Genomic DNA, 9,545 nt, shown 5'->3' with positions numbered 1-9,545 from the left:
GGGATTGTGTTTAAAGTTCGGGAAAGTTCCAAGGTTATTAATAAGACTATCTATTTAGCTGTAGGCCTGAACAGAGATGGTAAAAAGGAAGTTTTGGGAATGTGGTTAGGTAAAAACGAGAGTGCCAGTTTTTGGTTAGGTGTATTGACTGATTTGAAAGCTCGTGGCGTTGAAGATATCCTCATTACAGCTACCGACAATTTAAACGGATTCACTCAAACCATTAAAAACGTATTCTCCGAATCTCAAACACAAATCTGTGTGGTGCATCAAATTAGAAACTCGGCTCGTTATGTGGTTTGGAAAGACAAAAAGGAATTTTCTAAAGACATGAAGCAAATTTATGATGCTCCAACAAAACAAGCTGCTCGGGGTGCATTAGAGGATTTTACCAATAAATGGAATCATAAATACCCTTATGCCGTCAAATCATGGCAGGAAAACTGGGAGGAACTTACTGTTTTCTTTGACTTCCCGATTGAAATCAGAAAAATCATTTATACCACAAATTTAATCGAAAATCTCAATGGAAAAATTAGAAAATACACCAAAAACAAATTGTCGTTCCCAACGGATGAAGCCGTTTTAAAATCAGTATATTTGGCTTTAAGAGAAGCAACCAAAAAATGGTCAATGCCAATCCAAAATTGGGGATTAATCCTCAATCAGTTCTTAACTATATTTGAAAAAAGGGTTCAACTTTAAGTAAAAAGTCAAACCCTGTTATTTTTAAACTTACACACTTTTTGGGATAGTGTCGCCATTCATAACAGAATGGCTTTTTTTATTAATCTAATTTGTGCAGTTTCATTTGTGCTTTTTCTAAATCAAGCTGTAATTCTTTTTGTTTGTTGCTCAGTTTTAGCAGTTTTTCGCGGGCTTTGATTTCTTCTTCCGGAGTCATTTTGCCCTTACGCATTTTCTTGTCGAATTTCTCCTGTTCGTTTTTCAGATCCTTTTTGTTGTCTTCCAGACGATTCTGAGCTTTGGTAACGTTTTTTTGAGCTTTGGCTAATTTTTCCTGTTGCTTTTTCGCTGCTTTAAGCTCTTTCTCCATTTTTTTTTGTTCTTTTTCCGCTTTCTCTCTGGCGCGTTCCGCTTCTTTGCGTTGTTTTTCTGCTTCTTTGAGAACTTTTAAACGCTCTTTTTCGATTCTTTCGGCTTCGGCTTTTACTTTTTCCTCGGCTATTTTTTCCGCTTCTGTTTTTTCTGTTACGGTACTCGCATTGCTGATAGTTTTAGCTATGGAGTCTTTGACAACTTCCTGTGAAAAACCGGTTTGCATTCCGAAAAGCAGGGAAAGGGCTAAAATTTTGATTTTCATAATTTCAGGTTTACAGTAAACAATATGATTTTAATACCTTTACAAAATTAACAAATAATGTACCAAGATGGTTTTTTCGCAGCGATTTCTTACGGATCAAAAAATTATCTCTTTTCTGTTTTTTGCACTTTTATTGGTTTCCTGTCGTGAAAAGGCAACGGCTGAGGCGGAACCTGTTGTTTCGGTAAACAAGGAATCCCAAAAAGTTGAAGCGGTTCAAGCGATTGCGCCGAACTTTGATTTTTATCCGACTTCCACCACAGGAGTCGTGGTGAAAAGGAACCATTATGCGTTTTCATATTCCGAAGAACACGAGCAGTCGGAGTGGGTGGCATATGAGTTGTCCGCCGAAGATTTTTCGAACCGCGATTTCGAGCGCCCGTTTTTCATTGAAGATCCGAAAGTAAAGACCCATTCGGCAGATTGGCGGAACTATAAGAATTCGGGGTATGACAAAGGCCATTTGTGCCCGGCCGGCGATCGCAAAAAAAACTACGAATCGTACAAAGAAACGTTTTACACCTCAAATATTGCACCGCAGCGCCACGATTTCAACGACGGTGTTTGGAATCGCTTAGAACAGAAAGTACGCTATTGGGCTAAAAAATATGACGGGCTTTACGTGGTTACGGGAGGCGTTTTGAGCGAAAATCTGAAAACGATCGGCCGTGAAAAAGTTTCGGTTCCCAATTATTTTTACAAAGTACTGATGACCAGAGACGGTCAACGCATGATTGGCTTTTTGGTACCTCATAAAGACTCCGATGCTCCGTTGTACGAGTTTGTGGTGGATGTGGATACCATTGAGAAAATGACCGGCATCGATTTCTTTTTCAAATTACCTGACGCGATAGAAGCAAAACTCGAAAAAGCAAACGATTACAAAGGCTGGAGTTTTTAATTACCACTCATTCACCTTGTTGGCGTCCATTTTAATAAAGATGAACAAAAGGATGGTAAAGGCCCACAAACTGGAGCCACCGTATGAAAAGAACGGTAACGGCACACCAATAGTCGGGAACATCTTAATCAGCATGGCGATGTTTACAAAAAAGTGTGTAAACAGATAGGATACCACGCAATAACCGTACACCCGGCTGAATTTCGTTTTCTGGTTTTCGGCCATCTTAATAAGCCGCAGGAACAGGAGTACGAACAAGGTAATCACTACAGTTGCTCCGACAAATCCCCATTCCTCACCAACGGTGGTGAAAATATAATCGGTATGCTGCTCCGGAACGAAACCTCCTTTGGTTTGGGTGCCTTCCAAGTAGCCTTTTCCGGTCCAGCCGCCCGAACCGATGGCAATCAACGATTGGTTAAGGTTGTAGCCTTCTTTTTTCATGTCGACATCTTCACCAATTAACACATTGATACGGTCTTTCTGGTGCGGTTCTAAAACTTCCTCATACACATAATCCACCGAAAAAACCATGCCGGTTATCAGCAGGAAAATCAGCCCATAGATAATAGGATTTCTCGTAATTCTGGTGTTGAAAATGTAATGGACAATCATCACCAAAGCGGCAAAACCAATCAGAAAAACGGGCTTTACAATAAGGGCTAAGATAAACAATGCCGCTCCGATAAATCCGGTCCATAAATACCAACTTGGCAGTCCTTCCCGGTACAGGACAAAAATCAGGGAGAGGAAAATCATGGCACTACCTGCGTCGGGCTGTAATAAAATCAGCATTACCGGAAAGCAGAAAACTCCCAAAGCAAAAAGCTGATGGCTGAATTTTTTCAGATTTACCTGTGTGTCACTCACCACTTTTGCGAGCAGCAGCGCGGTGGCTGTTTTCACAAACTCAGACGGCTGAAAACCAAAACCGCCAAATTGGTACCAGTTGGTTTGTCCTTTGATCGTTTTTCCGAAAGCAAACAATCCGAGTAAGGAGATAATGCCCAAAATATAAAAGACGGTGGAATACTTTTCAAAAATTTTGGCATCCATCGAGAGGATGACAAAAATAAGCGGAATCGTCAGGAAAATGAACAGCATCTGGCGCCCGTAGGTCTGACTCATGTCAAAAATGGAAGTTTCTTCTGCCGGTAACGATGCGGAATAAATATTCATCCACCCCATTATAACCAATAGGGTGTAGATGATAACGGTTAACCAATCGATATTGTTAATAACGCTCTGATTCTTCATACCGGCTTATCGGTTAATGCTAAACGGTTGTCCGCTGGTAACTTTATCGTATTCAAACTGAAGGCTGCCTTCCAGCATTCTGCGCTCCAGATCTTTACGGGTGATGGTATCTTTTTTAACGTACTTTTCAATCATCAGACTGGCAATCGGTCCTGCCCAACGCGATCCCCAGTAGCCGTTTTCCACCAATACCGCAATGGCGATTTTAGGGTTCTCTCTGGGTGCAAAGGCCACGAAAACCGAGTGGTCGGTTAATTGAACCCGTTTTCCGTTAATTTTGGTAAAGTTTTCTGCAGTACCTGTTTTTCCGCAAATTTCGATGCCTTCCACACGCAAACCGGCTGCTGTACCATGGTTATACACATCAAACAAACCGTTAATGACAGGTTTGAAATATTGCTTGTCGATGGTGGTAACGTGTTTGGTGGTAAATTTTTTGTCAATCTGGTGTCCTTTAATCTTTTTGATAACGTGAGGCGTGTAATAATACCCTTCGTTGGCAATAGTGGCCATCATGTTGGCTAACTGCATCGGGGTCATCAGAATTTCTCCTTGCCCGATTGAGTTGGAAATAATGGTGGAGCTTTTCCAGCCTCCGTTCGGATACCAACGGTCGTAGTATTTGGAAGTAGGGATGTGGCCTTTTCTTCCGGGCGGTAAATCATATCCCATGAAATTGCCCAAACCAAAACTCTGTACGTGGTTGCTCCAGGCATTTACGCCAAAACGTGGTTTGTTATATTTGTCGATGGTTAGTTTGAAAACGTTTCCGAAGTAGGCATTGCAGGATTTGTAAATCCCTATATTTAAATCGCGAACCCCGCTTCCGCAGTGACAGCGCATAAACGCACCGCGGCCATACGAAAAACCGCCATGACAGAGAAACTGGGTCTTTTCATCGATAACACCTTCCTGTAATCCTACCAAAGCCGTCAGGATTTTAAAAGGAGAGCCCGGAGGGTATTCGGCTAACAAACCTCTGTCAAACAAAGGCATAGCGATGGAATCGTTGTAGAGCGCAGTATAGTTTTTAGAGCGTTCGCGACCAACCAAAAGTGCCGGATCGTAGGAAGGAGCTGTTACCAAAGCTAAAATTTCGCCGGTTTTGGGTTCGATGGCCACAATACCGCCGCGTTTGTTTTTCATTAACGCTTCTCCGTATTTCTGAAGTTCTATGTCTATGGTTAAAGTGATGTCACTGCCCTGAACGGAAATGGTGTCGTACTTCCCGTCTTTATAGGAACCAATGTCTTTGTTAAAACGGTCGCGCTGTCGGTATTTTACGCCTTTAACGCCGCGCAGGACTTCTTCATAGGTTTGTTCCACTCCCTGCATCCCAATCAAATCCCCGCTTTTGTAATACGGATTTTTCTGGATGATAGCATCGTTTACCTGAGTGATATACCCGAATATATTGGCGCCCACATCCACCTGATAGTCCCGAAGGGAACGTTTCTGAATGTAAAAACCATTGTATTTTCGGATTTTCTCCTGAAAGGCGGCATACTCGATTTTGTTAAGCTGTGGAAGAAAAACGGACGGAAGACGAGTGCTGTACACTTTTGCTTTCTCAATTTTTTTAAGGAATTCGTCTTTCGTAATATTCAGAATCGAGCAAAATTCCAAGGTGTCGAGGTTTTTAATCTCTCTTGGAATCACCATGATATCGTAGGAAGGCTGATTGGCCACCAGCAATTCCCCGTTCCGGTCGTAAATGTAGCCACGTTCCGGATAGTCGTACACAATCTTAATAGCATTGTTGTCGGACTTCTTAATGTAGGAATCGTCTAGAATCTGCAAATAAAAAAGCCGTGCTATAATCAGTACTGTCGAAGCAATTATCAAACCGGGTAAAAGAATTTTTCTCATCGCTTGCTTGGCTTAATCAGATAGATGGTTATAATGCTTAGTAGTAGGGTGAATAGGGTGGCAAGTAAAGTTCGTAATAATATTTCCCAAAAGAAATTAAATCGGAAAATTTCTAGCAGAAATAATACAAAATGGTGAATCACGATGGCAATGAGCAGGAATGAAAAACGCTCCGGAGAAAGTTTATCGGCAATTTTAACCGTCTGATATTCGTAACTAATCCCGAAAGAGAAACGGAAAATCGCCGGACGGAAATAAGCCAGAACCAAACAGGCGGTTGTGTGCACGCCCCCCGAATTACAGAACATATCCATAACCAGACCAAGGAAGAAACTCGCCACAAGTAAACCGGCTCTGTTGGCGTTAACCGGGTATAAAAGGATAAACAAAATATACGGCAACGGATTGATGTACCCCAAAAAGTTGATGTTGTTAAAAATCACCACCTGAAGGGCCAGCAAAATGACAAACCGGAAGCTATTTAAAAGCAGTGTACTATTCATCCGTTTTTGTTTGTTCTTCTAGTTGAATTACTTCTTTTCGTTTTACGTTTTCAATTACATATACGTGGCCTAAATTGGTCATGTCGTTAAACAGGCGCACGTTAATGGTGTAATAGTTGGTGGCTTTGTCAATGAAAATTCTGTCGATTTTACCGATGGGAATGTTCTCCGGGAAAATGACCGAACGGCCGCCGGTTACAATCGTATCGCCTTTGCGAACCGTTGCCAGACGTGGTACGTCGATTAATTGCGCATAGCCCACATTTTTACCGTTCCAGATTAAAGAGCCGAAATGGTTGGATTTTTTAATCTTCGCATTGATTTGTGATTTCACATTCAGGATGCTCTGCACCGTGGCGAAATTTTTAGAAGTATTTTCAACAATCCCTACAATCCCTAAGCTGTTTACAACACCCATGTCCGGTTTTACGCCGTCTTTGGAACCGCTGTTGATGGTCAGGTAATTCTCGTGTACGTTAAACGAGTTGTTGATGACTTTAGACTGAATCACCTTAATGTCTTCGTAACCGGCCGGAATCAGTTCGGTTGAGGCAATTACGGTGTCGGGTTTGTTGTACAGCAATTGCTTTAAGTAGGCATTTTCTTTGGCCAGGTTGTCGTTTTGGGTTCGTAAATTGAAATACTCTTTTACGTTGTTCACCCTTTGATAAACATTTCCGGTAATCACATTGGCAGAACTTAAAAAACGGCTTCTGTGGTACGAATGCGACTGGATCGTCAGCGTTAACGATATGGTTAAAAGCAGCAAAAACAGCAATCGGATGCTGTTTTTAAATATAAAATTAATTATTTGCTGCATGTATTATTTCTTTATTTGATAAGAATACTTCTGAATTTTTGTAGGTTCTTCAATGCCATTCCGGTGCCTCGTACTACTGCTCTCAGGGGATCTTCTGCAATATAAACCGGAAGGTCTGTTTTTTGGGATATTCGTTTGTCCAATCCTCGGAGCATCGAACCTCCTCCGGCAAGATAGATACCCGTGTTGTAGATATCCGCTGCTAATTCCGGCGGGGTTTGCGATAAGGTTTCCATAACGGCATCCTCAATACGTTGAATCGATTTGTCCAAAGCTTTGGCAATCTCGCGGTAAGAAACGTTTACCTGTTTTGGTTTCCCGGTTAACAAGTCACGTCCCTGTACTTCCATTTCGTCCGGTGGCGTGTCCAAATCTTCGGTAGCGGCTCCGATGGCGATTTTGATTTTCTCCGCTGTGGTTTCCCCAACGAAAAGGTTGTGCTGGGTTCTCATGTAGTAGATGATGTCGTTGGTGAACACGTCTCCGGCAATTTTAACCGATTTGTCACACACGATACCGCCTAACGCGATTACCGCAATTTCCGTGGTTCCTCCACCGATATCGACAATCATGTTTCCTTTCGGCTGCATGATGTCAACCCCGATACCGATAGCCGCAGCCATCGGTTCGTGAATTAAGTATACTTCTTTACCGTTTACGCGTTCACAGGATTCTTTTACCGCACGCATTTCCACTTCGGTAATTCCCGACGGAATACATACCACCATGCGAAGGGCAGGCGTAAACATTTTTTTCTTCAGCGCCGGAATACTTTTGATGAACATGTTGATCATTTTTTCCGAAGCGTCGAAATCAGCGATAACCCCGTCTTTCAAAGGACGGATTGTTTTGATGTTCTCATGGGTTTTTCCCTGCATCATGTTCGCTTCCTTCCCAACAGCAATGATTTTTCCGGTAATGCGGTCGCGAGCCACTATCGAAGGGCTGTCAATAACTACTTTATCGTTGTGGATGATTAGCGTATTTGCGGTACCAAGGTCAATCGCGATGTCCTCGGTCATGAAATCAAAAAATCCCATACCTTACAAAGGGGTTTATTCGTTTATAAATATTTAGCTTACAAAAGTAATAAAATTAATGTTTAAAATGACGAATTCCCGTAAATACCATCGAAACTTTATTTTCGTTGCAATAGTTGATACTCAATTCGTCTTTAATGGAACCTCCGGGCTGAATAACCGCAGTGATTCCGGCATTTTTGGCTAACTCCACACAATCCGGGAACGGGAAGAAAGCGTCGCTTGCCATCACCGCTCCGTTGAGGTCAAATCCGAAAGAAGTGGCTTTTTCAACCGCCTGACGCAAAGCGTCTACTCTCGAAGTCTGTCCGGTTCCGGAAGCTAACAATTGTCCGTTTTTCGCAAAAACGATGGTGTTGGATTTGGTGTGTTTACAGATTTTTGAGGCAAACAACAAGTCTTCCACTTCCTGTGCGGTCGGAGCTGTAGTGGTAACGACTTTTAAATGCTCTTTATTGTCTGTGATGTTGTCTTTTTCCTGAATTAACAATCCGTTAAGACAAGTGCGGACCTGTTTTGTAGGTAATGCCACCTCGTTTTGAATCAGGATGATGCGGTTTTTCTTTTCTTCCAAAATGGCAATGGCTTTTTCGTCATACGCAGGCGCAATAACCACTTCGCAGAATAATTTGTTGATTTCTTCCGCAGCCGCTTCATCAATTTTAGCATTGGAAATCAAAACCCCGCCGAATGCCGAAGTCGGATCCCCTGCCAAAGCATCCAGATACGCTTCTTTTACGGTATTTCTCGTGGCAAAACCACAAGCGTTGTTGTGTTTTAAAATGGCGAACGTCGGATTTGCGCCTTTAAACTCATTGATTAAGTTTACCGCGGCATCCACATCAAGTAAATTATTGTAAGACAGTTCTTTGCCGTGTAATTTGGTGAACATTTTGTCAAATTCCCCGAAGAAGAAACCTTTTTGGTGAGGATTTTCTCCGTAACGCAACACTTGTCCGTCGGCAATGCTCGCTTTGTAAACCGTTTCGTCGGTGTTGAAATAATTGAAAATCGCCCCGTCATAATGCGACGAAACATGAAACGCTTTGGTCGCCAAAAGTTTTCGCTCTTCCAAAGTCGTAGCACCGTTTCCGTTGGTAATCATGTCAAGGAAAAGCTTGTACTCGTTCACGGACGGCACAATCACCGTATCTTTAAAATTCTTAGCCGCCGCACGGATTAAGGAAATACCGCCGATATCAATCTTCTCGATGATATCCGCTTCGCTCGCTCCGGAGGCCACTGTTTTTTCAAAAGGGTATAAATCTACAATCACTAAATCAATCTGTGGGATTTGGTATTCTTCCATCTGCGCCACATCGCCTGCGTGGTCCTGACGGTTTAAGATTCCGCCGAAAATTTTCGGATGCAGGGTTTTTACACGGCCGCCTAGTATTGAAGGATAGGAAGTTACATCTTCCACCGCCACAACCGGAATGCCGAAACTCTTGATAAACTCTTCCGTTCCGCCTGTGGAATAAATGGTTACGTTGTGCGCGTGTAATTTTTTTACAATCGGTTCTAAGCCCGTTTTGTCAAATACCGAAATTAAAGCTGATTGAATTGTTTTTGTAGTATTCATTGTGTTGTTGTTTTTAAAGGTGCAAAAGTAGGTATTGTAGGCTTAACAATCAAATGATTATAACATAGTTTTTAGAGTTTTTTTGGAGCGAAGGGTTTGGGTATTTTTGGCCGCCATTTTCCCGCTTTCCGCTGTATCTTTTAAACGATGGCTTCGAGAGCCTCAGCCACCGTTTAAAAGGATGTCGCTGCAATCGGGGCTAAGGGAATATTTGTCTTGAATTTCTGTAACATATTGCGTATTTTTCAC

At 42.3% G+C, this 9,545-nt stretch carries 9 protein-coding genes; 2 read left to right on the top strand and 7 right to left on the bottom strand.

Features of this window, described 5'->3' with window-relative positions:
* On the top strand, positions 1–705 hold a 705-nt coding region (locus G498_RS0108670; protein ID WP_026980819.1), incomplete at its 5' end, for an IS256 family transposase.
* 82 nt (positions 706–787) lie between these two features.
* Here the strand turns inward: G498_RS0108670 and G498_RS14875 are convergent.
* On the bottom strand, positions 788–1,324 hold the full coding sequence (locus tag G498_RS14875; RefSeq protein ID WP_051269811.1) for a hypothetical protein: 537 nt from the start codon (positions 1,322–1,324) through the stop codon (positions 788–790).
* A 67-nt stretch (positions 1,325–1,391) separates the two neighbouring features.
* Between G498_RS14875 and G498_RS0108660 the strand changes: the two genes are divergently transcribed.
* Entirely contained in the window at positions 1,392–2,225 is an 834-nt protein-coding gene (locus G498_RS0108660; RefSeq protein ID WP_051269809.1) for a DNA/RNA non-specific endonuclease, read from the top strand.
* Here G498_RS0108660 and rodA read toward each other — a convergent pair whose 3' ends face one another.
* The 6 genes from rodA to purH are packed head-to-tail and all read right to left on the bottom strand — an operon-like array spanning position 2,226 to position 9,296.
* Positions 2,226–3,482, bottom strand: a complete 1,257-nt coding sequence (gene rodA / locus G498_RS0108655) for a rod shape-determining protein RodA (protein WP_026980817.1) — start codon at positions 3,480–3,482, stop codon at positions 2,226–2,228.
* A gap of 6 nt (positions 3,483–3,488) precedes the next feature.
* Positions 3,489–5,351 (bottom strand): penicillin-binding protein 2, encoded by a 1,863-nt coding sequence (mrdA, locus tag G498_RS0108650; protein WP_026980816.1) that lies wholly within the window; start codon positions 5,349–5,351, stop codon positions 3,489–3,491.
* Positions 5,348–5,854, bottom strand: coding sequence for a hypothetical protein (locus G498_RS0108645; RefSeq protein ID WP_026980815.1), 507 nt, complete (start codon positions 5,852–5,854; stop codon positions 5,348–5,350). The genes mrdA and G498_RS0108645 overlap by 4 nt, the downstream gene beginning before the upstream one ends.
* The gene (gene mreC, locus G498_RS0108640; protein ID WP_026980814.1) at positions 5,847–6,674 is read right to left on the bottom strand and encodes a rod shape-determining protein MreC; all 828 of its coding nucleotides are present in this window, start codon (positions 6,672–6,674) and stop codon (positions 5,847–5,849) included. Before mreC ends, G498_RS0108645 begins: the two co-directional genes overlap by 8 nt.
* A gap of 11 nt (positions 6,675–6,685) precedes the next feature.
* Positions 6,686–7,714, bottom strand: coding sequence for a rod shape-determining protein (locus G498_RS0108635; RefSeq protein WP_026980813.1), 1,029 nt, complete (start codon positions 7,712–7,714; stop codon positions 6,686–6,688).
* Between the two features lie 55 nt (positions 7,715–7,769).
* Entirely contained in the window at positions 7,770–9,296 is a 1,527-nt protein-coding gene (gene purH / locus G498_RS0108630; RefSeq protein WP_026980812.1) for a bifunctional phosphoribosylaminoimidazolecarboxamide formyltransferase/IMP cyclohydrolase, read from the bottom strand.
* Positions 9,297–9,545 lie beyond the last annotated feature (249 nt).

Origin of the sequence: Flavobacterium suncheonense GH29-5 = DSM 17707, assembly GCF_000430025.1 — a bacterium.
GTDB lineage: Bacteria > Bacteroidota > Bacteroidia > Flavobacteriales > Flavobacteriaceae > Flavobacterium > Flavobacterium suncheonense.
The sequence above is the reverse complement of the archived record's forward strand: the minus strand, read 5'-3'. Positions and strand labels throughout refer to the sequence as shown.

Coding starts and splice junctions, on each gene's coding strand:
- G498_RS14875 (WP_051269811.1), bottom strand. CDS start 1,324: ATGAAAATCAAAATTTTAGCCCTTTCCCTGCTTTTCGGAATGCAAACC.
- G498_RS0108660 (WP_051269809.1), top strand. CDS start 1,392: ATGGTTTTTTCGCAGCGATTTCTTACGGATCAAAAAATTATCTCTTTT.
- rodA (WP_026980817.1), bottom strand. CDS start 3,482: ATGAAGAATCAGAGCGTTATTAACAATATCGATTGGTTAACCGTTATC.
- mrdA (WP_026980816.1), bottom strand. CDS start 5,351: ATGAGAAAAATTCTTTTACCCGGTTTGATAATTGCTTCGACAGTACTG.
- G498_RS0108645 (WP_026980815.1), bottom strand. CDS start 5,854: ATGAATAGTACACTGCTTTTAAATAGCTTCCGGTTTGTCATTTTGCTG.
- mreC (WP_026980814.1), bottom strand. CDS start 6,674: ATGCAGCAAATAATTAATTTTATATTTAAAAACAGCATCCGATTGCTG.
- G498_RS0108635 (WP_026980813.1), bottom strand. CDS start 7,714: ATGGGATTTTTTGATTTCATGACCGAGGACATCGCGATTGACCTTGGT.
- purH (WP_026980812.1), bottom strand. CDS start 9,296: ATGAATACTACAAAAACAATTCAATCAGCTTTAATTTCGGTATTTGAC.